Here is a 26524-nt window from a genome sequence, read left to right on the forward strand (position 1 = left end):
AACTACAGTTCGTTTTTAAAATAAGACAAAAAAAATCCTTCAATGTGGTATTGAAGGATTTTTAACCGTTCTTAATTTCGATTTTTAATCATTACATATCCCGACAGAATTCGATTGTCGGTTAGAATAATTTGATACCAATAATTTCCGGTTGGTAATTTTCTACTTAAATATTCGCCATTCCAGGAGAAAATACCATTTACGGTTTTTTCCAGAACCACAGTTCCAAAACGGTCGATTACCTTTATTTTGGATCCTGGATAGTTTTCGATGCCTTCAATTTTCCACTCATCATTAATTCCATCATAGTCAGGTGAGAAAACATTCACAATTTTAAAAATAGTAAAGGTACGTTCTGTGATTGCGCAAGTTTGTAAACCACTTCTTACAAAAGCAATATGATTTCCGTTTGGTAGATTGTAAAATAGATTTGAGGTTTGCCAGAAAATACCATCAATCGAATATTCCAAAATCCCTATACCTGTTGCGAAAATCTGTACCGTATTGTTTTCGATTTTTATATCGGTAATCATTGGTAAACCAACTTTCTTAACCACCACCGATTTTGAAGTGGTGCATCCTAAATTATTGGTTACTGTAATTTTATAAATCCCACTTTCTTTCACATTGATAATTTGCTGATTGCTGTATGGATTTCCATTAAAAGTCCACGTAAAAGAACTTGACGCTGGCTGATTTCCGGCATCTAATTTTACGGTGTTTTCTGGGCAATATTCCGCACTTGACGGAACATTTACCACTGGAGCAGCATTTAATTTAATTGTTAAAGTTACTTTAGCGGAACAACCAGCAGCAGAATTTACTTTTACAAAAACGATATTTTGGCCAGTTTTTAAGGTATAATTTTTAAAATCGGATATCAAATTATCATTCTGATCAAAAAATTCATAGGTATAACTTTGCGAATTTGAAACTACATTTGATTGGTAGCTCGTCAAATCGGTTTTCTTCGTTCCATCTTCATCAGAGCACAAAGCGGCAGCCGCAAAATCAGTCGCTGGAATATTAGTCGTAACCAAAGAGACCGTGACGGAAACTCTTTGCATGCTTTCACAACCTTTTTCCGTCTGAGAGGCGAAATAAGCAACACCATCTTGTAATTTTGTATTGTTTGGTAAAACTGTATTTCCAGAATTACTGCTGTACCATTTGATTTGGGAACCGGTAACCATAAGATTTGATACCGTTGCAGCCTGACTGATACAGAATTCCTGTAAATGATTTGCAGTCGGAGGCGGTGTCGTAATTATATTAATTTTGACCAAAGCTCGCTCACTTTCACAGGAATTTATAGTCTGCGTTACAAAGTAACTATTTCCATTAATTAAAGGTTGATTCAAGGCTAATGAAGCAGTCGCCGTCGCCGAATTGTACCACAGTAAACCACTTCCAGTTGCAGAAATATTTCCGACGGTAGCATTTTGCTGTAGACAAAAATCCTGAATACTATTAACCAAAGGTTTCGGTGTAGGATTGATAAATGTATTCACTACAACCGGGGTAGAAACAGAAACACAACCTAAACTGTTTTTAATTTTAAGAGAATATGAATGAGGCAATAATGCAGGAAAAACATTTGAGTTTTGCCAAGTTAAACCATCATCAATGCTGTATTGTGCAGCATTTTCATTAATTGTAATCTGTGCAAAACGATTGGCACAATCAATTTGAATAATATTTGCCGTTGGTTTTTTTGGAGTATCTGCCGGAATATTGATTGTTACGGGGACTCCTCCAGATTCACATCCAGCACTATTTTTCACTTTAAGTACATAAGTTCCCGGTGACAGTAAACTGGAAGTTGAGGCAGAAGAATAAGAAATTCCACCATCAAAACTATACTGATTTTCCGTGGAAGTAATCGCAATTGTTCCATAAGGATTTATACATGAAGTTGGTTGAGTAACGGTAAATAATGGGAGAGTGGGTGCATTCGCTGGCGGATCAATCGTAGCTGTCGTCGATGGAGAACTGCAACCGCTTGCAGTTAGTTTGATTTTAATTTTATAAGTTCCGGGACTTAAATTAGACGATGAATTGGTGACCCAAGTCGCTCCATCATCAAAACTATAATAAGCAGCCGCAGAAATGATGGCAACCGTTCCAAAAGCATTGGTACAGCCAGAAGACTGTGTTACCGAAACTTGAGGTGCAGACGGAGTTACAGGCTGCTGATTGATGGTGGCAATTCCAGCAAAAGAAATACACCCGAAACGATCTTTAATCATCAAATTATAAGTTCCGGGGCTTAAATTAGATTTGGTGTCTGAAGAACCATAAGTAAGACCATTATCAAAACTATACTCTGCAGCCGCTGTGGTTATTTTTATAGAACCTAGTGATACAAAGCAATCCGGTTGAGTTATGGCTGAATTAGGACTTGGCAATGGAGCAGGAGTAGTAACCGTTGCTGATGCCGCATAAGAAATACAGCCAGCAGCATTTTTAATTTTTATCTTATAAGTTCCAGGAAGTAAATCACTTTTGGTGTTGGCATAAATGAAAGTCAAACCATCATCAAAACTATAGGTTGCAGCAGTGGTACTTACGGTAATGGAACCAGTAGAAACACTGCAAGTCGGTTGAACTACGGAGACCGCTGGCGCAGCAATATTTATTCCCGAATCTAACGTTACCGGTACAGAAACCGATTCGCAAGAGGAAGAATTGGTTTTAATTTTCAAAATATAAGTTCCTGATCCAATATTTTTCTTTACCGGATCAGTACTCCAGAATGCGCCATCATTAAAACTAAAACTTTTGCCGGGCGTTGTAATGGTAATGCTTCCGTCCGTTGCATCACATGCTGTTGGCTGTGTAACAGTAAAAACAGGTGTTGGCGGAAGCGCCGGGGCGTTGTAAATATTCACATAAGCTCGTTGCGAAATGCACCCGGCTGCATTTTTAATTAACAGATTGTAATTTCCTGAATTGAGATTCGTTTTTACGGGATTTGTTGTCCAGGTTGCTCCATTATCAAAACTGTATAAATCTGCAATAGTATTTATATAAATCGAACCTTTCGGTACTGAACAGGTTGGCTGAATTATAGTAACAATTGGTTGTGCAAGGTAAAATTGATTGACTGAAGCGGTAGCTGCTTGTGAAATGCATCCTGCAGAATTTTTTATTAAAATATAATAATACCCAGGGGTAGGATTAAGTAAGGAAGGATTTGTTACCCAAGTTGTTCCATTGTCAAAGGAATATTGTGCAGCTTGAGAGACTACCGTTATACTTCCATTGTCTCCGCAGCTTGGTTGCACAACTTTTAGTAAAGGTCTCGGTAAATAGAACGTATTAATTGGAACGTATATTTCATAAGGATTTGAAGTACAACCCTGTGCATTTTTAATCATAATATTGTAGTAGCCCGAAGTCAGGTTTGTTTTTTCATTAACAGTGCTCCAGGTTTGGCCACCATCAAAACTGTATTCTGAGGCTACGGTGGTAATTTTAATACTTCCTTTCACCGTACATGTGGGTTGAACCACCGAAACATTTGGTTTTGGAAGATAGAATTTCTGTAAATTTAAAGAAGAAACGTAGTTTGATGATTTACAACCCGCTGCATTTTGAACCATAACGTAGTAATATCCGTCTGCAAGATTGGTGAAATTGGGTGAAGTGCTCCAGGATTGCCCACCATTGATGCTGTATTGTGACGCGGGAGTCGTTATAGAAATCGTGCCTCCAACGCCACAGGTTGGATTCGTAAAGGTATAAGTCGGATTAGGTAAATAGAACTGTTGAATATTTACAGAGGTTGTTGTAGAAGAACAATTTCCATCTTTTACCATTACATAATAATACCCCGATGATAAATTATTTAAAACCGGCGAAGTGCTCCAAGTACTGCCGCCATTAAAACTGAATGAAGTACCCGGCGAAGTTACGGTGATACTGCCACTTGTACCACAAGTTGGCTGTACTACATTCACGGTTGGACTTGCGAGATTGGTAGTGTTCAAATAAACTGAAATACTGTTTGACCTACAATTCGCACTGTTTCTCACCATTAAATAATAATAACCAGCACTCAGATTATTGAAAATAGGGTTGGTACTCCAGGTATAACCATCAATACTGTAAAAATCTGCAGTAGAAGTAAAAGTGATATTTCCGATATTCCCACAACTTGGGCTTACCGCTGTATAGGTAGGCTCAGGAAGATAAATTTGATTAAAATTAACATACTTAGTTTCAGATACACAATTCTGGCTATTTTTAATCATCACATTATAGCTGTTGCCGGTAAGATTACTGAAAACATTAGAGGTCACCCAGGTTTGTCCACCATCAATACTGTAAAAACTTGAGGATGTAGTTATCGTAATCGTTCCTTTTGTCGTACAGGTTGGTTGTATGATACTCACCTCAGGAGTTTCAATTTTAGGTGGATACAGAGAAATGTATTGCGGATTAGACATACAGCCAATACTGTTTTTAACTTTGATTTGGTAACTCCCGGCGGGTAATGTTTTAGTAGGAGTGGTTACCCAGGTTGCGCCATTATCAAAACTATAAAAATCTGAAACGGTATTAATACTGATTGATCCATCAGCGCCACAAGTTGGCTGAACAACCGAAACAAAAGGTTGGTCTATGCGAGGTTCATATAAATAAACGGAAGTTTCTCTGGAAATACAACCTGCGGCAGTTTTTAACTTGATAATGTAGGTTCCGGCAGGTAAATCCTTCATATTACTCGTCGTCCAGGTGACGCCATTATCAAAACTGTAAAAATCTGCTTCTGTTACAATATAGATTGTTCCATTTTCACCACAGGTGGGTTGAATGGTTTCATAGATGGGATACATCGTCTGAAAACTCTGCAGATAAACACTCTCCAAATAAGAAGTACATCCCAGACTGTTTTTAATTCCAATGGAGAAATTTCCAGTAAAAATATTATCTAAAACATTGGTCGTACCCCAGGTTTGGCCACCATCGAAAGTATAGAAATCTGCGGAAGTATTGATGGTTATTTTTCCGGAAACAGTACACGCTGGATTTATAACCGTAAAATCGGGATCTCCTAAAGTGTCGCTGGAAATAACAACTCCTTGCGGATTAGAAATACATCCGGATGCATCTTTTGTCCGAATCGTATAAAGCCCAGGAGCTAAATTATCCATCGTAGAATTATTGACCCAGGTCACCCCGTTGTCATAACTATAATTCGCCGCAGGAGAAGTGATCGTAATGCTTCCCGTGTCACCGCAGAATTTAGGCTGCGTAGCATCATAATATGGATAAGGTAAAAGTGAAGCTTTAATAGTAACCTTCTGTGCGTACGAAGTACAACCTTTCACCGTTTTAATCATAATAGAATAATCACCCGGATAAAGATTAGATTTAATGGGATTTGTTCCCCAGGTTACTCCATTATCAAAACTATATTCCGACGCCGCCGAGGTGACTTTTATCGTTCCCGATGAAACAAAACAAGAAGGCTGGGTTATTTCTAAGGTCGGGGTCACCGCAGTCTGACTTGGTTCAATACTTACGGTTGCCATGCTGAAACATCCAAAACTGTCGGTAACGGTAACTGAATAAACGCCAATTGATGTTACGATGATATTTTGGCTAGTTTCTCCAGTACTCCATAAATAAGTGGAACCTGCTGAGGCTTTTAATTCTGTACTTCCGGAACAAACATTTAAAATCCCGGAAATAGTAGCAGTGGGATTTCTAACTTCTAAATTTGCCGGAATAATTTTATAGCATCCTGCACTCTGCGAAACCCGCACATAAATTACCGCAGAAGAGGAATTGTACGCCGTGAAATTGGTAATGGCGCCCGTATTATTAAAGGCGGAATTATAATCCTTAAAATAATTGAAAGTAAAGCCAGTTGTAGAATTAACAACCTGTGCATTAAAATCGGTTAAATTAAAATCTTCTTTTCCATCGTGATTCGCATCACATTTTGAAATTTTTGCAGTATTTACCTGAATATTGCAACCCGAAGAACAGTTCAAAAAACTGATGTCCCAGCCATCATTCGCATCTGGATCACTTGCCGAGGCAAATACCTGTGTATTTCCACTACTTCCGCAACCATTACCACCACTGGAAGTTCCCACATCAAAATCTGCTGTAACCCCAACATTGTAATTGCCCGTAGAAATATTGGGAAAGTTCTGAGGTAAAAGCGTGAAGCAGAATTTTTTTGTGATCGGATCCAGCGAAGAAGTTGTAGTGGTCGTATGAACAACCGACCCATTTTCATCATAAACCTTTAAGGTTAATTTTTTTAAAGTTGAGGTAACTCCTCCGGAATTTGGTAAAGTATAATTCCCGCAAACCGTCACCGGAAGTGTCGGACAAACTGCGTACAAAGGATCCAAAGTGACCGAACCAACAAAGCTTTCGTTGGATTGTAAAAGACAAATATCATCTACATAAGCATATCCGAAATGCCCGCCTAAACCACAACGGGAAGCCATAAATTCTACAGTGAATTCTTCATTATTGGGAATCGAAGAAATATCCAAAATACCGGATTGCCATTTCTCAGTGTACAAAGTAACATACCCTGAACTGCCATCAGAAACTTTAGTGAAAATGCAGTTCTTCTCGTCACCGACTAAACAAAACTCGCTAACCACCACTTTGTTTTTATTAATAATTCTTGCCTTAAAAAATGGTTGATTATCCCGGTGGCTATCGTCATAAACGGATTGTAGAACGGCTTTGTAATTAAATTTTAAAAAATTTTCATTATTTGTTTTAAACCTTTGTCCCTGAACAATTGAACCGTATGTTCCGGAATTTTCGTAATTTATTTTGAGCGCATATTGGTCGAATGCTTTAAGATCTCCCATATATCGATCAAACAGATTTGCCGGAACCGAACTCGCCATCAAATTACTATTGCCCGGATTATACTGTGGTATACTGTTTACAGCACTGTTAGAAAGAGATTTACATTGGGTCGGTCCGGGGGGGTCACCAATATTAAAAAGAAAATTTTTGATAAAATTTTTACCATTAATAGTTTCAACTTGTTCAAAACCACCATTGGTACACATTTCTACAGCGGTCGAACTTCCTTTTTGCAGATGAGATTGCTCCAACTGAATTTTCCGATTCCTTTCTTTGAGAAACTGAATTTTTTCTGAATGATCCGTAATTATTTTCCCTTTTGCATTTTCAAACATTCCATTCCGCAGATAATTGGTGGTGTCCGAAATTTTAGTTTGAGCGTACAAAGCCGAGAATAATCCAAGAAATAAAAAAAGATAAAGTTTCTTCATATAAAGTTTTTGTTGAAGTATATTTTAATATTCTTAACACATTTTAGGAATGGTTATGAAAATTTAACAAATATAACTCAAAAAGATATTTCTTTTTCAAAAATTGGTTTAGTCACAGATAAAATTTTCAATATTAAGAGCCTGTTTAAATTGTTTTTTAAAACCTAAAATCAGAAACACCGCGGTCTTTTTTAAATTTCACCGCGGTGATTTATTATTTTCACCGCGGTGATTTTTCCATAGGTTACTGTAAAAATAAGGAGTATAATAAGAGCTTTTTGTTTGTAGAGTAAATTTTTCATCATAATTTTATTAGCCCAGTAACCAATAAGTTACTAAAATGACAATCAATTTTTTATGTTTTTCAATATGAATATCCCATAAACTTTTTCTTTATTTAACTTTTCAACAGCCTATAAAACTGATGTTCTGATAAATAAAAAAATCCCTTCAATTAAAGGGAATTCATACTATTTCTAAACTAAAAAATCAATAGATTTTCTGCACTTTTTCAACCACGTAGGTTTTTCGTTTAATTTTCGGAGCGACATATTCTAAAACTTCTTGGTCTTCCCATTCTTTTTTCTTGTAAACTGAACTTGAGGATTTCCATATTTTTTGCTCAATTAATTCTACGGAAGCTTTGGAAAATTCTTTAATTGTTTGAAGTAATTCTTTCATTTTTTTCGAAGGAATTTTTTCCACCGTACTTTCAGGATGAATCTTACTTAGGAATAAAACTTCATTGCGGATAATATTTCCTAAACCTGGAAACACGTCCTGATTTAAAAGTACATCTCCAATTCTCTTGTCGCCATATTTTTCGAGCAAAAATTTTTTCGTTTTTTCTAATTTGTATTTTTTTGAAAATACATTTATTTCCTGATCAAACGCGTGATCTTTTTGGAGTTTCTTAATTTTCACCACATAAAAATTGATGTGGTCTTCCCCGAAAAAAAGCGAAAAACTTGTATTGACTTTCTTGGATTCATTAATCAAAAAGCTTCCAAATAATCCAAAATGAACAGTGATTAAAAAGTCTTTGAAATCGAGTAAAAGGTATTTTCCATAGGTTTCAACCGAAACCACTTTTCTGCCGGAAATTGAGTCGGCGAAAGGATTGTTGTAGCCACCGCTTTCGGTCACGGTTTCACCTTCAAATCTTTGAAGTCGTTTCTTAAAAACAACAATGGAGGGACCTTCTGGCATAATTACGGTTTTTCGTTTTTTAGAATTTTCATCACAATCTGTTCTTCTTTCGTCAAACCGGATTTTCCGTCATCAATTTCTATTTCATCCAGTTCTCTTAAATATTTTTCAATAGAATCGTTTTCGTAAAGATTAATGATCAGTGGATGAATATAGTATTTTCGGCAAACGGTGCCGGTATTTCCCAGTTCGGCGGCTACCAGATCGATGGCCCGTTTTATTTTGGATTTTTGATTACCATCAATTTCCTGAGCTTCAATTTCTTTAAAGGCAATTAACGCATTCACCGTGCCAGACCACGTCCGGAAATCTTTTGCGGTGAAATCTTCGCCACTGATTTCTTTAATATAATCATTGACCATTCCACTTTCTATGGCGTGTCGTTTTCCATCCTCGTCATAAAACTGAAAGAGTTCTTTTCCGGGAATATCACGGCAGGTTTTTACGGCTTTTGCTAATTTGGCATTCTTTAAATCGATATCGTGGTAAATGCCTTTTTTACCTTTAAAAGAGAATTTTATTTTTTGACCGTTAATCGCTACATGTTTATCTTTCAAAGTCGTTAAGCCAAAAGATCCATACAACTTTTCATAAATCGCATTGCCGATTCTAATATTGGTCCGTTCCATGAGACTTACCACCAATGCCAAAACTTTGCGCCTGTCTAAGGTGCGGTGATTCAAATCTTTTTCTAACTGCAGTCGGATATCGGGCAAAACTTCGCCAAAGTGCAGCATTCTGTAAAACTTCGTATGATTCCGTAAGGCATTCCAAATGGGATGGTAGCGGTACTGTTTGCGTTTTTTAGCATCCAGACCTGTGGCCTGTAAATGGCCGTTTTGCAACGCGCAGATCCATACGTTTTCCCAGGCGGGAGGAATCGCCAATTGATTAATCCGCTGAATCTCTTCTTTGTCTTTAATCTTTTCACCGCCAATAAAATAAATGAATTTATCTCCTCTTTTTCGGCGTGCGATTCCTTGATTTTCACTGTCGCTGGTGTAAACTAAATTTACTGCAGTTGCAGATTTCTCCGGATCCTTCATGATTTTCACCATTTTTGAAGGACTTATTTTAGTGATAAGTTCTAAAGAAGGATTTTCGGTTTTCATCCTGTTTAATTTTTCCCTCTGCTAAATAACCAAACGATTAAACCGATTACCAATGCAACCAGGAAAAATGCCCACCACATTCCGGCTTTGAAAATGGTGCCGATCGCGTCGCAACCGGTTAAACTCAATAAAGCAAAAACAGCCAGAGTAAGAAATGTAAACTTTTTCATAATTTTATTTTTTAAGGTTTATTAATGATAATTTAATTATTATTTTTTTATTTAAACTCTATGGTGATCAGGTTTCCAGTTGTGGATTGATTTTTTGATTTCGTCACCAGAAATATTTTGTTGAAGCGCTTTATCTAGCAAAATTTTAAATTCGTCATCGTAGGCAAAGCGCAAAGCGGCAATCTGATCAAAAGAAAGTTTAGATTCTGCTTCATCCGCGCTTTTACCGAAAAGTTCAAAATACCTTAGCTTAAACTCTAATCGTATAATACGGTCCTGATTTCCAAGTGCGTAATGCTGCCGGATCATTAATGCTAAATAAAGAATTAGAAAAATAACGGCTGAAAATAAAATCCAGATTAATTGGTTTTGCTCATCGTTAAAAATTTTCCAGATTCCAATAATTTGTAGAATAAAAACAAGAGGAAGATAGATGAAATGATGTGGCGGATAGAATTTTTTGTGATTTTGATAATTTTGATTTTTCATAAATATTTCCCATCAAAAAGTTAACCATTCTTAAAACTAGATTAAAATTCACTGTCTGTTCCTCCATTTTAAAGGCTAAAGCATCATTAAATTCCGGTTCAATAATCCAAAAAAGCCGGCAAAATCTTCACGCTGAACGTTAGAAATTACCGGCTTATTACAGGTTATTTTTGGTAAGATTTACATTTAATCGAAACCTCCTTTACGGGTTGGTTCTTTTACTTCCGGCCATTTCATAGGTTCACCGGTTCTTGGATTGATTGGCATTTTTATTCTTTCCGATGAAGCCTTTTCCGGATCTTCACTCGCCATATAAGTTAAAATCGCGATCGTCGCAACATTACTTTTAAGATCATCGAAAACGATTTTATCGTAGGTGTCTCTGTTGGTATGCCAGGTGTAATTTCCATAACTCCAGTTTAATGAACTCAACATAAATGCGGGTACGCCGGCTGCAATAAATGAAGCGTGGTCAGAACCTCCACCACCCGGGAATCCTGGGAAAGAAGTTTCGATTCCTTTGGTTAATTCTTTCGGAACAGCGCTTAACCATCTTCCGATATAATCATACGAATTCAAAAATCCCTGCCCGCTGATATTGGCGATTCTTCCCGTTCCGTTATCTTGGTTGAAAACCGCCTGAACATTTGGCATTTGGTCTTTATGTGCCCAGACATAACCGCGTGAACCATTTAAGCCCTGTTCCTCACTTCCCCAAAGTCCAACCACAATGGTTCTCTTTGGATTTGGATAATATTTTTTTAGAATTCTGGCAACTTCCATCATGGTGATGGTTCCGGTGCCATTATCGGTAGCGCCGGTTCCGCCATCCCAGGAATCAAAGTGCGCCGAAAGAATCACATATTCCTCTGGTTTCTCAGAACCTTTGATAACAGCAACTGTATTGAAAGTTGGAGCAGTTCCTCTGTCTTTCGAATGAGCGTTAATTTTCAGTTTAGGCGTTTTTCCGTGCTGAATCATGCGGTATAACTGTCCGTAATCTTCTAAAGAAATATCAACCACAGGAATGGTTTTCGTCCCGGCAGCGAAAATTTTATTCACTCCAAATCCTCTGGACCAATACGAAGAGACGATTCCGGCTGCACCGGCTTTTTCTAATTTTTCATTTAACGTTCTGGAGGTTTCTCCTGTCGCAGCAATTGATTTTCTCCACTCTTCAGAAGCTTCAGCGGATTCTTTTTTCATTTTCTCAAAAGATTCCGGCGTTGCAAATTCTTTCCAGTTATTTTCAGGTCTTCCCGTTGGCTGGTATTGGGAAACCATCACCAGTTTTCCTTTTACTTTTGGCAGCCAGGCGGCAAATTCTTCTTTGTTTTTAAACATGGGCAACATCACCACATCGGCGGTTAAGCCTTTAGCAGAAGTTGCAGGACTGAAAGCCAACTGCATTCCTTCGATTGATTTCGCATAAGGAGCAACCATTTCTATGGATGATGGTCCTCTTTCCCAGGATTTCCATTCGCCCCATTTTTCGTTTTGGGCATCGATTCCCCAGTTCTGAAAACGTTTTACGGCCCAGTCATGTGCCTGCTGCATTTTTGGACTTCCCACCAGTCTTGGCCCAATGTCGTCCATCAATTCATAAGCAAGGGTTTCGAGTTGAGAGTTTTGATAGGTTTCATCCATAATAGATTTTACCATTTGGTCTTTGGTTTGAGCGTTTAAACCCACAGCAAAAACCGTAGAAACCATCAATAATTTAGCATAGTTCTTCATTGAATATAATTTTTGCGATGAAGATAATAAAATTTATTCTAAGGAACTGTCTGTTCATGGGATAAAATAAAATACCGGCGAAGTTCTTGCTTACTCGCTTTAATTTTTTAATTTTATAAAAAAATAGATTATGAATTTAATTATCCGATTATTAGTGACTGCGATTGTCGCTTTTTTATTAACGAAAATTTTAAGTGGAGTTCATATTGATGGCTTTGGATCTGCCGTAATTTTCGCTTTGATCTTAGGAGTCCTTAACTTGATTGTTACACCTGTTTTGAAGATTTTAGGATTGCCTTTAACCATTCTTACGTTAGGTTTTTTCTCTTTGGTCATTAATGCTCTGGTGGTTTTACTGGCTGCGAAATTTGTAGACGGAATGGCCATTGACGGATTTTGGTGGGCCTTTATTTTCAGTATCGCTTTGTCCTTAATTACTTCATTATTAAATGGAATTATTACGTCCGATAAATAATTTATTAAAAATAAGAAAATGTCATAGCGGTTTCAATTATGTTTGAACCGCTTTTTAATTCATAGCGGATGATGCACTTTCATTAACAACGGGAAACCGATGATTGAAAAATGTTCATCAGATTTAGTAATTTTAAAATAAAAATTAATGCGTACCACTCTTACTTCTTTATTGCTGCTGTTTTTCTCTGTGCAGATTTTCGCTCAGCAATTATATATTCCGCGGAACATTGCCAAAGCTTATGAAAATAAAACCCGGGCGTCGGATGGGAAACCCGGCGAAAATTATTGGCAAAATTCGGGAGATTATACGATTGATTTCAATGTAAATCCAACAACTAAAATCGTTTCCGGAAATGAGACGATTATTTATTCAAATAATTCTCCTGATGAATTGAAATCGGTGGTGATCAGATTTGTGAATAATGTCCATAAACCGACTTCGCCCAGAGCGGCTAAAGCTTCACCTGATTTTTTAAGTGAAGGTTTAAAAATAAAATCGCTTTCTGTCAATGGTGAAAATTACAAAGTAAATTCTCAAGACTGGGAAACATTCTATGATTTAAAATTAAATAAATCTTTGTTGCCAAACTCCAAAAATACCATTAAAATAGAATGGGAGTTTCCGTTATCAAAAGAGAGTGGAAGAGAAGGGCAAATCGATGAAACCACGTTTTTCTGTGCGTATGCCTATCCGAGAATTTCGGTCTACGATGATTATAATGGTTGGGATAAATTGGCCCATAACGGCCGAAATGAATTTTATAATGACTTTAATAATTATGAAGTTGCCGTTACGGTTCCAAAAAATTTCGTGGTTTATGCGACGGGAGTTTTGCAGAATCCGGAAGAAGTTCTGCAGCCGGGAATTTTAAAGAAATTTAAATATTCATTAAAATCCAATCAGGTTATTCATGTTGCCACGAAAGACGAAATCCAAAAACAAAAAGTAACCAAACAGAATCCATTTAATACCTGGAAATTTAAGGCTGAAAACATTACCGATTTTACGTTTGGCTTAAGTTCCACTTACGTCTGGGATGCTTCAAGTGTTCAGCTGAAATCGAAAAGAGTGAGCACGCAGGCAACTTATAATGCGGGAACGGCTGATTTTGAAAAATATGTGGAATGGGAAAGATACAGCATCAAATGGTTTTCTGAAAACTGGCCGGGAATAGAATATCCTTTCCCTACCATGACCGGTTTTCAGGGATTTGCCGATATGGAATATCCTATGATGGTGAATGATACTGCGATTCCTGATGATTTTGCTGACTCCCGCCAAACGGTGGATCATGAGATTGCCCATACGTATTTCCCTTTTATGATGGGAACCAACGAAACACGATACGCTTTTATGGATGAAGGTTGGGTGACGGCTTTCGAATATCTGATTGGTGAAGCTGAAAACGGAAAAGCTTTTAATGATAAAATGTTCACCGATTTCCGGGTGAAAAAATATATTAATGATCCGTCAACGGAGCAGGATCAGCCGATTATTTCGATGAGCAGCCAACTGTCTGGGATGGGCTACGGAAGCAACGCTTATATCAAACCGGCTTTTGCCTATCTGTCTTTGAAAAATCTACTGGGCGACGAGCTGTTCAAAAAAACGCTGCATTATTACATGAACATCTGGAAAGGAAAACATCCGACGCCGTGGGATTTCTTTTACAGCATGAATGAAGGCAGCGGACAAAATCTGAATTGGTTTTGGAACAACTGGTTTTTCAGCAATAATTATATCGATTTAAAAATTAATTCAGCAGTTATTTCCGGTAAAAATCTGAATTTGACGGTTGAAAATGCAGGCGGATTTGCCATTCCGTTCGATGTAGAAATTACTGGTCAGGATGGAAAAGTTTCTGTAAAACATTTTACGCCGGAAGTATGGAAAAACAGCGGATCTTTTACCACGCAAATCGAAGTAAATCAAAAACTGAAATCGGTAAAAATCGACGGTGGAATTTTCATGGATTATACGCCGGCTAATAATTTATTTAACTTTTAAAAAGTACAGTTATGAAAGAATTCGTTACTGCAAAAATGGATGACCGAACGAAAATATTTACATTGATTCTTCTCGTGCTTCTCCCTTTATTGGCATTAAGTTCATTTTTTATGCAACCGCCAAAACCTGTCGTTTCTGTGGTTTTGACAATTTTACTGTTTTCGGTTATTGTGATTTCTTACGGCTTGGTACCGAAAAGAATTGCAATATCGGATGATCAAATTTTAATTAGAAATTTATTCGGAGCGGTGATTATTAATATCAACGAAATCAAGACAGCAGATAAAATTGAAAAAACCGGATTAAATCTGAGAACTTTCGGAGTCGGCGGTTTGTTCGGTTATTTTGGATATTTTAATGGTCGCGATGTGTGGTATGTGACCAATATTCATAAAAAAGTAAAGATGATTTTAAAATCCGGAAAAATTTATATGATCAGTCCCGAAAATCCTGATAATTTTCTTCAGGAAGTTCACCGGAGAATGAGCGAAATGGTTTAGCAGTTGCTTTCTTCCTGAATTTTCTATATTTGTAAGCGCCTAATTTTCGATGATTAGTTTAAAGAAAATTACCGATTTTTAAACCTTTTATATATCTAAAAAATTTAATTTTAAAAATGAAAATAAAACACACCCTTGTTGCTCTGGCGGCACCGTTCCTCATGAACGCGCAAAATGTGATGACGCCCGAAATATTGTGGACCCTGAATAAAATCGGAGTCTCTGCCGTTTCGCCAGATCAGAATTCACTGATTTACAATATCGGAAAAACCGATTTGAAAACCGAGAAAAACAATAAGAAAAACTTTTTCTTTACAATCAAAAATGGTGAAGCAACCGCACTGGATTTAGGGAAAAAATCTTTAATTCAATGGGATGCCAACGGAATTTACGCTCAGGAAGAAGAGAAAATTTATCTTTCTAAAGATGCAGGAAAAACCTGGACAGAATTTTACACTGTCGGAAAAGCAGATAATATCGTGATTTCTCCCGATGGCAAAAAAGTGGCTTTCAGTAAAGAAGTTTTGGTAGAAAAATTATTGGGAAAAGATAAATATGCTGATACTCCAAAATCTACCGCTCATATTTACACCGACTTGAATCACCGTCACTGGGATTATTTTAATGAAGGAAAATACAATCATGTTTTTGTAGTTAATGTTACAGAAACCGCTGATAAAGCCAAAGATTTATTGGAAGGGAAACCTTGGGATTCTCCGCAAAGACCTTCTGGTGGAACAGAGGATTTTATTTGGACACCAGATTCTGCACAACTGTTGTATGTGACCAAACCATTGAGCGGCGCTGAGTATGCATTTTCCACAAATACCGATATTTTCGCTTACGATTTGGCTACAGGAACTTTAAAAAACCTTACCGAAACTAATAAAGGATATGACGTTTCGCCGAAGTTTTCACCAGACGGAAAGTATTTATACTGGATGTCTATGGCAAGAGATGGCTATGAAGCCGACAAAAATGATTTAAAAATCATGAACTGGAAATCGGGGGAAACCACTAATCTTACCAAAGATTGGGATGAAAGCATCACCGGTTCTGTTTTCTGGGCAACCAATTCTAAAGAAATTTATTTTACAACAGCCTGGAAAGGAACCAAGCAGTTGTTTTCATTAAATCCGAAAAACTCTAAAATTCAGCAGATTACCAAAGGTGATTTTGATTTGAATGATATTTTTGCGCAACAGAAAAATTCGTTACTGATTTCCAGAAACGACATGAATCACAATCCCGATTTATTTTCCGTAGATGTGAAAAACGGATCGATGAAACAGGTAACGGAAGTGAATAAGAAGAATTATGAAAGCATTACACCTTCCAGAACTGAACTGAAAATGGTGAAAACCACCGACGGAAAAGAAATGGGCGTATGGTTTATTTATCCGCCAAACTTCGATGCGAATAAGAAATATCCAACTTTATTATATTGCCAGGGTGGACCGCAATCTGCTTTGACACAGACTTTCAGCGTACGGTGGAATTTTGCTTTGATGGCCGCCAACGATTATATCGTGGTTGCACCAAACCGAAGAGGAATGCCGGGCTGGGGTACAAAATGGAATGAAGACATCTCTAAAGATTGGGGCGGACAGGTAATGCAGGATTATTTGGCAGCTGCTGATTTTGCCAAAACATTACCTTACGTTGATGGTGACAGAATGGGAGTAGTGGGAGCGAGTTACGGAGGATACAGCGCTATGATGCTAGCCGGAATCCACGAAAACCGTTTTAAAACTTTCATCGCTCATGACGGTCTTTTCGATATGAAATCCTGGTACTTAACCACCGAAGAATTGTTTTTCGCAAAATGGGATTTAGGAGGTTCTCCTTATGACAATCCGGTTCCGAAATCATACACTGAATTCAATCCTTCGAACTATGTGAATAAATGGAATAAACCAATGATGATTATTCAGGGAGGAATTGATTATAGAGTTCCTTATGAGCAAGGTCAGGAAGCTTTCCAGGCTGCTAAACTGCAAGGTTTGAAAGCGAAATTCCTTTATTTTCCCAATGAAAATCACTGGGTTCTGCATCCGCAAAACGGTTTGGTGTGGCAGAGAGAATTTTTTGAATGGTTGAAAGAAACGTTGTAAAATTCCGTTCTGATAGAAGGATGACAAAAATTTTATAAATTTTTGATAACGATGTTTTATCTATTAAAAAAATAGTTTAGTGTAAAGTTTTATAATCCCAAAAGAACTGCTGAGCGACGATATATTTTACGATAAAGGGCTAACTTCTACGGTTAGTCCTTTTTTCTTTTCCAGCCAGCCATGCCAATACCAAATTCCGCTAAGCTATTTCGCCTTAATAATGTTGCATACAAGATCATTAAGGGATTTAATCTCCAATTAGTGCTTTCTCAGGAGAATGACAAGATAGCAATGGCCAGATAATAAAGGCGTCCAGAAAACTATTTAAGTGAATAAAATTTCAACATGCTGATCTTTTTCAAAATGAGACTAACACCGATCAAAAGACTAGATCTCTATTTTATGAAAAACAACTCAAAGTTCAAAAAAAAAGTGTATTTTCGAGTAATGTTTTAATTAACAAATATTTAACATTAATCAAATTAACATCAAAAAGTACTTTATGGATTTATTATTTTATCTCGTACCAATATTTGGTATTATTGCCTTAATCTACACTTTTATTCAGAGCGCCTGGGTAAGTAAGCAAAATGCAGGAAACGACCGTATGAAAGAAATCAGCGGTTATATTTCTGATGGAGCCATGGCCTTCCTGAAAGCGGAATACAAGGTGATGGCCTATTTCGTCGTAGTTGTTGCAATTTTATTGGCCGTAATGGGTGCCTCAAGTACCAATTCTCACTGGAGCATCGGTATCTCATTCGTTTTAGGGGCGATTCTTTCTGCGCTGGCTGGCTTTATCGGAATGAAAATTGCGACCAAAGCCAACGTAAGAACTGCAGAAGCGGCAAAAACTTCTTTGTCTAAAGCATTAAAAGTGTCCTTTACCGGAGGTTCTGTAATGGGAATGGGCGTTGCTGGTTTAGCCGTTTTAGGTTTAGGAGGATTGTACATTATTATCAAACAAATATTTGCACCCGGTGCTGGGGTAGATTCCCATGAGATGGAAAGAACAATCGAAATTCTGACCGGTTTTTCTCTCGGTGCAGAATCTATTGCCCTTTTCGCAAGAGTTGGTGGTGGTATTTATACCAAAGCAGCTGATGTTGGTGCTGACTTAGTGGGCAAAGTAGAAGCAGGTATTCCGGAAGATGATCCAAGAAATCCGGCCACGATTGCTGATAATGTAGGAGATAATGTAGGAGACGTTGCAGGAATGGGCGCCGATTTATTCGGATCTTATGTTGCAACAGTATTGGCCACTATGGTTTTGGGTAGAGAAACTTTATCGGTAGACGCTTTTGGAGGTTTTGCTCCCATTCTTTTACCCATGTTAATCGCAGGAACCGGAATTATTTATTCTATGATCGGTACTTTATTTGTTAAAATCGGCGAAACAACGAGTTTAGATATTACTCCGGTACAGAACGCTTTGAACCTGGGGAACTGGGGAAGTATAGTGTTAACTGCTGTTTCATCTTACTTTTTGGTGAATTATTTAATGCCCGAAACCATGACTTTAAGAGGTCATGAGTTTACCAAAATGGGCGTTTTTGGTGCTATTATCGTTGGATTAGTCGTGGGAACTTTAATGAGTATTATCACTGAATATTACACCGCGATGGGTAAAAAACCCGTTAAAAGTATTATCAAACAGTCATCTACCGGACATGCGACCAATATCATTGGAGGTCTTGCAGTTGGTATGGAATCTACATTATTACCGATTCTCGTATTGGCAGGAGGTATTTACGGATCTTATCTTTGTGCAGGATTATACGGTGTTGCAATTGCAGCAGCAGGAATGATGGCGACTACCGCGATGCAGTTGGCAATTGATGCTTTCGGTCCTATTGCAGATAACGCAGGTGGAATTGCAGAAATGAGCGAACTGCCCAAAGAAGTTCGTGAAAGAACAGATATATTAGATGCCGTTGGTAATACAACTGCAGCGACCGGAAAAGGTTTTGCAATCGCTTCTGCTGCTTTAACGGCATTAGCCCTATTTGCGGCCTTCGTGGGTATCGCAGGGATTGACGGAATTGATATTTACAGAGCCGACGTATTAGCAGGGTTATTTGTGGGAGCCATGATTCCGTTTATCTTCTCCTCTTTAGCGATCAGAGCGGTAGGTACTGCAGCGATGGCAATGGTAGAAGAAGTCCGAAGACAGTTCCGCGAGATCCCCGGAATTTTAGAAGGAAAAGCGGTTCCTGAATACGAAAAATGTGTCGCCATTTCTACGGATGCTTCCCTTAAAAAAATGATGCTTCCGGGAGGGATTGCTCTTGTAGCTCCTTTAGTGATGGGCTTTATTTTTGGTCCGGAAGTTTTGGGAGGATTCTTAGCGGGAGCTACGGTTTCGGGAGTATTGATGGGAATGTTTCAAAATAATGCCGGCGGAGCCTGGGATAATGCCAAAAAATCTTTTGAGAAAGGAGTTGAAATTAATGGCGATATGCATTACAAAGGTTCTGATGCGCACAAAGCATCGGTTACCGGTGATACAGTAGGAGATCCTTTTAAAGATACTTCCGGTCCGTCAATGAATATTTTAATTAAATTAATGTCGATTATTTCTTTGGTTATTGCTCCAACTTTAGCGGTTCTACACAAAGATAAAATTATCGAAAACAGAAGGGCTAAATTAGAATCTTTACAGAAAATGTCAGGAATCACGGCATCAGCAGCTGCGGTACATGGCGTTACGGAGATTGCTCCGGGAATAGCTACAGGAACACTTAATGAAGAAGGTGATTACGTTTACGATACCGGAAATCTTCAGGAAATTAAATTAACTGACAAATCAATCGGTATGGGGCAAAACAGCCAGTTGCTTTCTTTGTATAATGCGCTTCAGTCTAAAGACCAAAAAGCTTTAGACAATACAAAGTGGTTTACGATCGAAAATCTACACTTCCGGACAGGAAGCAGCGATTTAAAACCAGGTTCAGAGCAGCAGCTCAATAATTTAGCTGAAATTCTAAATGCGTTCCCTACCGCGAAAGTGAAATTAGGAGGTTATACCGATAATACCGGCACCGAAGAAGCCAATCTTAAGTTATCGAACTTACGTGCCCAGGCCGCAAAACTCAAATTATTAGAAATGGGAATTGCAGCAGACAGAGTACAGGCAGAAGGTTATGGCTCTCAACATCCGGTTTGTGCCGAAAATGATACCGATGAATGCAAAGCACAAAACAGAAGAATTGATGTCCGTATTTTAAATTTTTAAACCGGATAAGTTTTATTTAATAATAAATCCCAGCTGAAAAGTTGGGATTTATTTTATTTATTGAAATGCACTTACGCAGAATTCCTTTTCTTACCTATTCGTTTATCTATTATCCATCAGCGAAGCGATCTCTTGCCTTTTTGTCTGAAATTTACCAACCCTTTTTCCGAACATATACAAAAGTAATAAGGGAAATAATTCCCATCAGTCCAAGAGTGAAATAATAACCGTATTTCACGTTAAGTTCCGGCATGAAAACGAAGTTCATTCCATAAATTCCCGCAATAAAAGTAATTGGAAAAAAGTACATCGAATAAATGGCAAGCACTTTCATTACCTGATTCGCCTTTTGATCGCTCATCGCCAGAAACATGGAAATTAAACTGGTAACCTGCGCATTCAGATGTTCGAAGTCTGCGATGACGTCTTTGTGTTTGTCCTTTAAATCGGTTACGACAGTATCATCGAGCTGAAGCACTTTAAATTTTTCAACCCAAACTGTAGAAATATTAAGAATTCTGGTATTCAAACCCGACTTTCTTTTCAACCGGTACAGCCGGCGGATATGATTAGATTGATTGGTCGTTTTAAGGAAAACTTCGCTTTCGATCTGATCCATGATTTCCAGCAGATTTGTCGATTCGTCATCGTACGACTTCATCACTTTTAAAGCTAAATTCAGTGCGATTTCATCCCGGGCGATATGTTCGTTCTGCGGCAGTGCGATTTCTTTTTTTAATTCGTATACGCTTCTGTTCTTCAGCCGGTGAATCGTAATGATGACATGATCAAATAAAAAAATTCCCAGTTTGGTAGAAATATCACTGATGGTATTCAAATTCGATCTTTCCAGTTGGGTATTTTCCCGCATAAGGAAAAAATTAACATTTCCGTCCTGTTCAAATTTCGGCAGGTGATTCGCATCGATCGTATCTTCTAAAAGAAGTGAATTAATATCGTAACGCTCATGCAGAAAAGTCAAATCCTCTTTTGTTGGACTTTCTACATCAATCCATTCACAATGTTCATTTTTAAATAATATTTCAATAGGCATTTGGCAAATTTAAGTTAAAATTAACATTTAAATCTACAAATGACACCAACCTACTAAATTTATTTTGTGAGTAAAGAAAAAAAATCAAGAAGTGTCCGGATTAAATTTTACGCCGATTTTCGACATCCGATTTTGTGTTAAGATTCACACAAATCCACAGCATTAATTCATGGAATGTAGAAAATTTTTGATTTTCGTCCAACAGGTCATTTCTTCTAATGAAAAATAGGAGAGACTGATGTATTTGCAATAAATTTAAAAATCTTTTTTTCATTAAAATCAATACTCTCAAAAGCGTCTATATATAACTTATTTTTGGAATTGTCATATAAATTTGCTATATTTGAAACTATGCTGGCAAAAAGAAAACCTTCGTACTTTCCTTTAACGAATACTTTCGATGATTCAAAGTGGTTGTTTTTGTCGTATCTGCATGATGACAAATTTCTGAAAAATTCTAAAGAGTTCATTTAATCCACCCTGTCAAGATTCAGGACAGGGTCGTTTACTTTTATTAAATACTCAATAATTTTGAATACTTTTTTATAAAAATACAAACACAATTTTTGTGCTTGCATTTTTTACTGAATCTGACCCCAGGTATTCTTCAACTCACTTTTAAAATAAAGCATTATGTCCGAAAATATAGTTTTAACCACTGGAGTTTACGATTTGATCAAAGATCATTTAAGAAGAAAAAGAACAACTCAACAGGAAGAACAGATTCTTTTAGATCAGTTAAAAGTTGCCAAACAGGTTCTGCGAAAAGATTTGCCAGACGATGTCGTAACGGTGAATTGTGAAGTGAAAGTAAAAGATGTTTCGACCAACGAAGAACAAAAATATCTATTTGTCCAGACGGACAGAGCAAAAATAAAAAAAGGAAAATATTCCATTTTATCGCCGATCGGACTGGCAATCGTCGGAAATAAAGTTGGTGATATTATCACCTGGCCATTCGAGGATGGTGATAAAAAAATAGAAATTTTAGGAGTGGAACATTACAATTAATAAATTCCTATTGTTTTTAAAAGAGACTCACAATTTTTGTGAGTCTCTTTTATTTAGCGAAAATTTCAAGTGGTTTAATTGTATTAAATCAGGCGTCAATGTCAGAGTTTTTTTTTTTATCTTTTGAAAAACTTAAAAAAATATCGCTTTTATGAGGATTATTATTTTAAAAAAAACTTAAAAAGACTCTGATGGTAATCACGAAATTTACTATCTGTTTTTTTTGGTTTTATTTTTGATGAAATTTTTCGGAATTTTCTTCGCAACCTTATCGGGGAAATAATTATTTTTATTTGTTGGGATTTTAGAGAGCTTATCTGCAAAATCTAAAAACTTATCTCTGAATTTATAAATTGAATGCATCATGAAAAAATTAGAGTTTACCATCGAGATCAGTGCTTCCCGCGAAAAGGTTTGGGATGCGCTCTGGAGTGATCAGAATTACCGTAAATGGACTGCCGTCTTTATACCGGGTTCCTACTATGAAGGTGAACTTCTGGAGGGTAATGATATTCGTTTTTTGTCGCCGGGACAACACGGCCTTTTTGCAGTAGTGGAAAAGGTAATTCCGTTTCAATCCATGCATTTTCTGCATTTTGGACTGGTGCTCGACGGGATTTCTCAGGGCAAAACCTTCTCTGAAAACTCTATTGAATACTATGATTTATATGAAACGGAGCAGGGCACCAAATTAACGGTGAACATCCATACCGAAGAAGAATATGTTACCTATTTTTCCAACAGTTTTCCCCGCGCATTGAATGCAGTTAAAGAACTTGCAGAATCTTAGTGATTGCCTTCATTCTTTTTTATCTGATCCATAATCCATTCTAACTGGACGTCTTTTTTCTGTAAAACCTGCTGTAAAGTAGGGATGATTTCGTAGTCAGGAAGAACGCCTTTTTTTGTTTCTGTAAATTGAATATTGGGCTGAACCAGCATCAGTCCAATGGGTAATTTTAATTTGGAGTGCGGTAATTTTTCGGTAGAATATCTCCCGGCAACTGTCCCGTCATTGGCGCCGCCGGTTTCTTCACCTACCAGGAAAGCTCTTTTTGCATCTTTTAATTTTGAGGAAATTATTGATGAGGCCGAGAAACTGCTTCCATTAATCAGAACATAAATCTTTCCGTTGAAGTGGTTTTTTTTCGGTTTTTTAAGAGCGAAAATGCCGTTGTTTTTCAGATAAAATTTATCGTCTTTCTTTTTAACAGACAAAGCGGTGCCCAGCAAATAAACCGGATACGTTACTGCAGCTAACGGTTGGGCTAGTGTCGGGATTTCGGTGAAATAATTCGCATGAAACATTGATGTACGAGAGGTTACTTCCATATCATCAATGAATTTAAACTCTTCAGAAACGAGGTAGGAATATAAATTATTAATTTCAGATAAAGAACCGCCGAGATTATCCCGGACATCTAAAATTAAATATTTCGCCGGTGATTTCTTTAATGCTGCAAAACTCTGTTTATAAAATTTACGTGAAAAAGTTCCTGAAAAGGTTTTGATTTTCATGTATGCAATGGTAGAATCTTTGGTTGGAAACTGTAAATCACGGTTGAAACTTTTGGTGACAATATTATAATCTTTTGTTTTTCCGGTTTCGCTTTTTGTCAGTTTTTTATTTTCCTGCTCCGTCTTTTTCTTTTCTTCTCTGGAGATTTTTTCCCGATGGATATAAAAGGTTTTTAATTCATTCTGATAGGTCGTTTCAATTTTCACACTGTCTAAAATCCCATATTCGGCGGTGAAAAAAGAAGGCCATCTTCGCGCCATCGAATATTTTTGAAACGTTGTATTATCGCCGTCACTGTTCACGATTGGTTTGTATTTTTTGAGTAAATCTTTTACCGGAATATCTTTAATTTTTAAAATTTCCGTTCCCACATTCATATTTGGGATTTTTGCAGGATTATCTTTAACAAAGATTCTGTCATGATCAATCACGAAATTATAGCGGCTTAATAAACCTTTTTGATTTTTAAGGTTTTTGATTTCTTTTTTGGTCAGTCGTTTGTCATATGGATATAATCTCAGGTGTCCTTCTTTAATTTTGGCGATAACGGGCGCGAGTTTTTCATAAAACTCATTCGGCTTCAATGGTTTCTGAATCGTCATTTTCAAACTGTCAAATTGATAATCAAGATCTTTCTTAGAAATATACCAATACAGTTTTGGGTGAAGTTCTTCAAGTTTATGTTGAGTGAAATCAACATCTTTTCTTAAATTTTCAGCAGAAACAGGAATCGCTGATTTCGCATTGTACTTTTTTACGGAAACACAAGAGGAGATGACTAAAAACAGCGAAAACAGGATGATTTTTTTCAAAGTATAATTTTTGCTAAAAATAAAATTTTATAATGAAATAAACGAACAAAAAAACTTCCCATTAAAAATGAGAAGTTGCCGTTTTTTAAAGTGTATTATTTTACCCTAAAATCGTTACTGTATTTTGCAGCATTTCAAAAATGGCGTCTCTGCCGCTTTCCGGTTTTACGTTGACTGCACGTGTTCCATTGAAATGCAAACAGGTGACATACCCTAATTTTGCGGCATCTAAACACGTATATTTCACACAATAATCCAAGGCTAAACCTACGATTTCAAGAAGCTGAATATCGTGGTATTTCAAAAAATCATCTAAACCAGTTTTGCTAAAATGGTTGTTATCCTGAAATCCGCTGTAACTGTCAAACTCGGCATTGGTTCCTTTCTGAATGATGTGGGTCACTTTGTCACGGTTTAAATCTGGATGAAATTCTGCACCAAAAGTTCCTTGTACACAGTGATCCGGCCACATAAACTGTGGAATCCCGTTAAGAATAATCGTGTCGCCAATTTTTTTTCCGTTTTTGGAAGCAAAACTTTTATGATCAGCGGGGTGCCAATCTTGAGTGAGCACGATCTGGTCATAATCATTATCCTGCATCAGCAGATTAATATAGGGTATAATTTCATTGGCTTTCGGAACCGCAAGTGCGCCACCTTCGCAAAAATCATTCTGTACATCAACGATAATCAGGGCTTTTTTCATATTCTTATTTTTTTAAGTTGTATTGCATTCAACTTATTTTGTAGTAAATTTACAAAGTAAAACGCAAAAGTTCAGCCAAATTAATTGACAGGCCAAATCGTCAAAAAACGCAGATAATATGGACAATTCAGAATATAAAAAATATCCGATCGGGAAATTTGAGGAACCTCAAAAAATTACAGATCAAGATATTGACCGGCATATTAAAACATTAAATGATTTTCCGGCAAGGCTGAAAAACCTTGTTCAAAACTGGGACACAGATCAACTGGATACCCAATACCGCACCGGAGGTTGGACGATTCGCCAGCTGATTAATCACTTATCGGACAGCAGCATGAACAGTTATACGCGCTTTAAATTCGCTTTAACTGAAGATAATCCTACGATAAAAACGTATAATGAACAACAGTGGGCAGAGTTGCAGGACAGTTTCAGCATCGATGTAAAACCCGCTTTTCAAATGCTGAAGGGAATTCATAAAAGATGGGTGTATGAACTGAAATCACTGACCAACAAAGAATATGAGAGTACATTTCATCATCCGGATCAAAACCGCGATATCACTTTAAAAGAAAATCTGGCGTTTTGTGCCTGGCATTGTGACCATCATTTTGCGCATATTAATAATTTGAAATTAGAAAACAACTGGTAAAACAAAACTGAGTATATTGGTTTTTAAAACACGATAAAATATGAGTTTCTTTAATAAAATATTTGGCAGTGATGAGCCACAAAAATCATCTCCATCCTTTTGGAATGCAATTGAATCCGAAGAAGATCTGCAAAAAGCTATCGATCAGTCCTTTGAAAAGAAAGTGGTTGTGTTTAAACATTCCACGAGGTGTCATATCAGTAAAATGGTTCTGAAAAATTTTGAAAATGAAGTAGCTGGTGCAGAAAATGATGCAGTATATTATTTCTTGGATTTAATTTCATACCGGCCGATTTCTAACAAAATGGCTGAAGATTTAGGCGTCACACATCAAAGTCCGCAAATGATTGTTTTAGAAAATGGAAAGGCAGTGAAAAACGCTTCTCATCAAAGTATTTCCGTTAATCTTATTTAAAGGCTAGTTATGGATGCT

Annotated in this window: 19 protein-coding genes; 9 read left to right on the forward strand and 10 right to left on the reverse strand. The window is 37.1% G+C overall.

Translation table 11 applies throughout. The features are described 5' to 3' along the window. Window positions 1-71: 71 nt before the first annotated feature. The 6 genes from NBC122_RS11365 to NBC122_RS11390 form a co-directional block, all read right to left on the reverse strand. Entirely contained in the window at window positions 72-7283 is a 7212-nt protein-coding gene (locus NBC122_RS11365) for a T9SS type B sorting domain-containing protein (protein ID WP_133440486.1), read from the reverse strand. A 489-nt stretch (window positions 7284-7772) separates the two neighbouring features. Continuing rightward, window positions 7773-8492, reverse strand: coding sequence for a DNA-formamidopyrimidine glycosylase family protein (locus NBC122_RS11370; protein WP_133440487.1), 720 nt, complete (start codon window positions 8490-8492; stop codon window positions 7773-7775). 2 nt (window positions 8493-8494) lie between these two features. Then, on the reverse strand, window positions 8495-9604 hold the full coding sequence (locus NBC122_RS11375) for a DNA topoisomerase IB (protein ID WP_133440488.1): 1110 nt from the start codon (window positions 9602-9604) through the stop codon (window positions 8495-8497). A 5-nt stretch (window positions 9605-9609) separates the two neighbouring features. Next, complete coding sequence (locus NBC122_RS11380) at window positions 9610-9774, reverse strand: phosphatidate cytidylyltransferase (protein ID WP_133440489.1); 165 nt, start codon at window positions 9772-9774, stop codon at window positions 9610-9612. Between the two features lie 51 nt (window positions 9775-9825). After that, the gene (locus NBC122_RS11385; protein WP_133440490.1) at window positions 9826-10263 is read right to left on the reverse strand and encodes a DUF6526 family protein; all 438 of its coding nucleotides are present in this window, start codon (window positions 10261-10263) and stop codon (window positions 9826-9828) included. 186 nt (window positions 10264-10449) lie between these two features. Then, entirely contained in the window at window positions 10450-12000 is a 1551-nt protein-coding gene (locus NBC122_RS11390) for a M20/M25/M40 family metallo-hydrolase (protein ID WP_133440491.1), read from the reverse strand. Window positions 12001-12130: 130 nt separating this feature from the next. Here NBC122_RS11390 and NBC122_RS11395 point away from each other — a divergent pair, with 130 nt between their 5' ends. The 5 genes from NBC122_RS11395 to NBC122_RS11415 all read left to right on the forward strand — a co-directional run bounded on the left by NBC122_RS11395 (window position 12131) and on the right by NBC122_RS11415 (window position 20334). Then, the gene (locus tag NBC122_RS11395; protein ID WP_133440492.1) at window positions 12131-12475 is read left to right on the forward strand and encodes a phage holin family protein; all 345 of its coding nucleotides are present in this window, start codon (window positions 12131-12133) and stop codon (window positions 12473-12475) included. 147 nt (window positions 12476-12622) lie between these two features. Next, window positions 12623-14485: a M1 family metallopeptidase gene (locus NBC122_RS11400; RefSeq protein WP_133440493.1), complete on the forward strand. Its 1863-nt coding sequence runs from the start codon at window positions 12623-12625 to the stop codon at window positions 14483-14485. 11 nt (window positions 14486-14496) lie between these two features. Next, a complete protein-coding gene (locus tag NBC122_RS11405; protein WP_133440494.1) occupies window positions 14497-14985 on the forward strand; it encodes a PH domain-containing protein in 489 nt (162 codons plus the stop codon). 116 nt (window positions 14986-15101) lie between these two features. Beyond that, window positions 15102-17099, forward strand: a complete 1998-nt coding sequence (locus NBC122_RS11410) for a S9 family peptidase (RefSeq protein WP_133440495.1) — start codon at window positions 15102-15104, stop codon at window positions 17097-17099. A gap of 502 nt (window positions 17100-17601) precedes the next feature. Next, window positions 17602-20334 (forward strand): sodium-translocating pyrophosphatase, encoded by a 2733-nt coding sequence (locus NBC122_RS11415; protein WP_133440496.1) that lies wholly within the window; start codon window positions 17602-17604, stop codon window positions 20332-20334. 151 nt (window positions 20335-20485) lie between these two features. Here NBC122_RS11415 and NBC122_RS11420 read toward each other — a convergent pair whose 3' ends face one another. Next, on the reverse strand, window positions 20486-21388 hold the full coding sequence (locus tag NBC122_RS11420; RefSeq protein ID WP_133440497.1) for a CorA family divalent cation transporter: 903 nt from the start codon (window positions 21386-21388) through the stop codon (window positions 20486-20488). Between the two features lie 633 nt (window positions 21389-22021). Between NBC122_RS11420 and NBC122_RS11425 the strand changes: the two genes are divergently transcribed. Further along, window positions 22022-22399, forward strand: a complete 378-nt coding sequence (locus NBC122_RS11425; protein WP_133440498.1) for a GreA/GreB family elongation factor — start codon at window positions 22022-22024, stop codon at window positions 22397-22399. A gap of 210 nt (window positions 22400-22609) precedes the next feature. On the opposite strand, the gene NBC122_RS14395 is transcribed toward NBC122_RS11425, so the two are convergent. Beyond that, window positions 22610-22765: a hypothetical protein gene (locus NBC122_RS14395; RefSeq protein ID WP_165983218.1), complete on the reverse strand. Its 156-nt coding sequence runs from the start codon at window positions 22763-22765 to the stop codon at window positions 22610-22612. Here NBC122_RS14395 and NBC122_RS11430 point away from each other — a divergent pair. Continuing rightward, entirely contained in the window at window positions 22764-23189 is a 426-nt protein-coding gene (locus NBC122_RS11430) for an SRPBCC family protein (protein WP_133440499.1), read from the forward strand. The two genes, NBC122_RS14395 and NBC122_RS11430, sit on opposite strands and share 2 nt — an antisense overlap. Here the strand turns inward: NBC122_RS11430 and NBC122_RS11435 are convergent. Both NBC122_RS11435 and pncA read right to left on the reverse strand, forming a co-directional pair. Beyond that, window positions 23186-24730 carry a S41 family peptidase gene (locus NBC122_RS11435; RefSeq protein ID WP_133440500.1) on the reverse strand — a complete coding sequence of 515 codons (1545 nt, stop codon included), beginning with the start codon at window positions 24728-24730 and terminating at the stop codon, window positions 23186-23188. The two genes, NBC122_RS11430 and NBC122_RS11435, sit on opposite strands and share 4 nt — an antisense overlap. Window positions 24731-24830: 100 nt before the next feature. Further along, the gene (gene pncA / locus NBC122_RS11440) at window positions 24831-25436 is read right to left on the reverse strand and encodes a bifunctional nicotinamidase/pyrazinamidase (protein WP_133440501.1); all 606 of its coding nucleotides are present in this window, start codon (window positions 25434-25436) and stop codon (window positions 24831-24833) included. Between the two features lie 118 nt (window positions 25437-25554). Between pncA and NBC122_RS11445 the strand changes: the two genes are divergently transcribed. Next, window positions 25555-26091, forward strand: a complete 537-nt coding sequence (locus tag NBC122_RS11445; RefSeq protein WP_133440502.1) for a YfiT family bacillithiol transferase — start codon at window positions 25555-25557, stop codon at window positions 26089-26091. A 40-nt stretch (window positions 26092-26131) separates the two neighbouring features. Beyond that, window positions 26132-26506: a bacillithiol system redox-active protein YtxJ gene (ytxJ, locus tag NBC122_RS11450; protein WP_133440503.1), complete on the forward strand. Its 375-nt coding sequence runs from the start codon at window positions 26132-26134 to the stop codon at window positions 26504-26506. Window positions 26507-26524: the final 18 nt, after the last annotated feature.

The sequence above is a fragment of the Chryseobacterium salivictor genome, assembly GCF_004359195.1.
Classification (GTDB): domain Bacteria; phylum Bacteroidota; class Bacteroidia; order Flavobacteriales; family Weeksellaceae; genus Kaistella; species Kaistella salivictor.

Excerpts from the sequence above, each read along its gene's own strand:
- NBC122_RS11380 (WP_133440489.1), bottom strand. The coding sequence starts at position 9,774 with ATGAAAAAGTTTACATTTCTTACTCTGGCTGTTTTTGCTTTATTGAGT.
- NBC122_RS11390 (WP_133440491.1), bottom strand. The coding sequence starts at position 12,000 with ATGAAGAACTATGCTAAATTATTGATGGTTTCTACGGTTTTTGCTGTG.
- NBC122_RS11445 (WP_133440502.1), top strand. The coding sequence starts at position 25,555 with ATGGACAATTCAGAATATAAAAAATATCCGATCGGGAAATTTGAGGAA.
- NBC122_RS11430 (WP_133440499.1), top strand. The coding sequence starts at position 22,764 with ATGAAAAAATTAGAGTTTACCATCGAGATCAGTGCTTCCCGCGAAAAG.
- NBC122_RS11370 (WP_133440487.1), bottom strand. The coding sequence starts at position 8,492 with ATGCCAGAAGGTCCCTCCATTGTTGTTTTTAAGAAACGACTTCAAAGA.
- NBC122_RS11365 (WP_133440486.1), bottom strand. The coding sequence starts at position 7,283 with ATGAAGAAACTTTATCTTTTTTTATTTCTTGGATTATTCTCGGCTTTG.
- ytxJ (WP_133440503.1), top strand. The coding sequence starts at position 26,132 with ATGAGTTTCTTTAATAAAATATTTGGCAGTGATGAGCCACAAAAATCA.
- NBC122_RS11375 (WP_133440488.1), bottom strand. The coding sequence starts at position 9,604 with ATGAAAACCGAAAATCCTTCTTTAGAACTTATCACTAAAATAAGTCCT.
- NBC122_RS11410 (WP_133440495.1), top strand. The coding sequence starts at position 15,102 with ATGAAAATAAAACACACCCTTGTTGCTCTGGCGGCACCGTTCCTCATG.
- NBC122_RS11415 (WP_133440496.1), top strand. The coding sequence starts at position 17,602 with ATGGATTTATTATTTTATCTCGTACCAATATTTGGTATTATTGCCTTA.
- pncA (WP_133440501.1), bottom strand. The coding sequence starts at position 25,436 with ATGAAAAAAGCCCTGATTATCGTTGATGTACAGAATGATTTTTGCGAA.
- NBC122_RS11405 (WP_133440494.1), top strand. The coding sequence starts at position 14,497 with ATGAAAGAATTCGTTACTGCAAAAATGGATGACCGAACGAAAATATTT.
- NBC122_RS11420 (WP_133440497.1), bottom strand. The coding sequence starts at position 21,388 with ATGCCTATTGAAATATTATTTAAAAATGAACATTGTGAATGGATTGAT.
- NBC122_RS11395 (WP_133440492.1), top strand. The coding sequence starts at position 12,131 with ATGAATTTAATTATCCGATTATTAGTGACTGCGATTGTCGCTTTTTTA.
- NBC122_RS11385 (WP_133440490.1), bottom strand. The coding sequence starts at position 10,263 with ATGAAAAATCAAAATTATCAAAATCACAAAAAATTCTATCCGCCACAT.
- NBC122_RS14395 (WP_165983218.1), bottom strand. The coding sequence starts at position 22,765 with ATGATGCATTCAATTTATAAATTCAGAGATAAGTTTTTAGATTTTGCA.
- NBC122_RS11425 (WP_133440498.1), top strand. The coding sequence starts at position 22,022 with ATGTCCGAAAATATAGTTTTAACCACTGGAGTTTACGATTTGATCAAA.
- NBC122_RS11400 (WP_133440493.1), top strand. The coding sequence starts at position 12,623 with ATGCGTACCACTCTTACTTCTTTATTGCTGCTGTTTTTCTCTGTGCAG.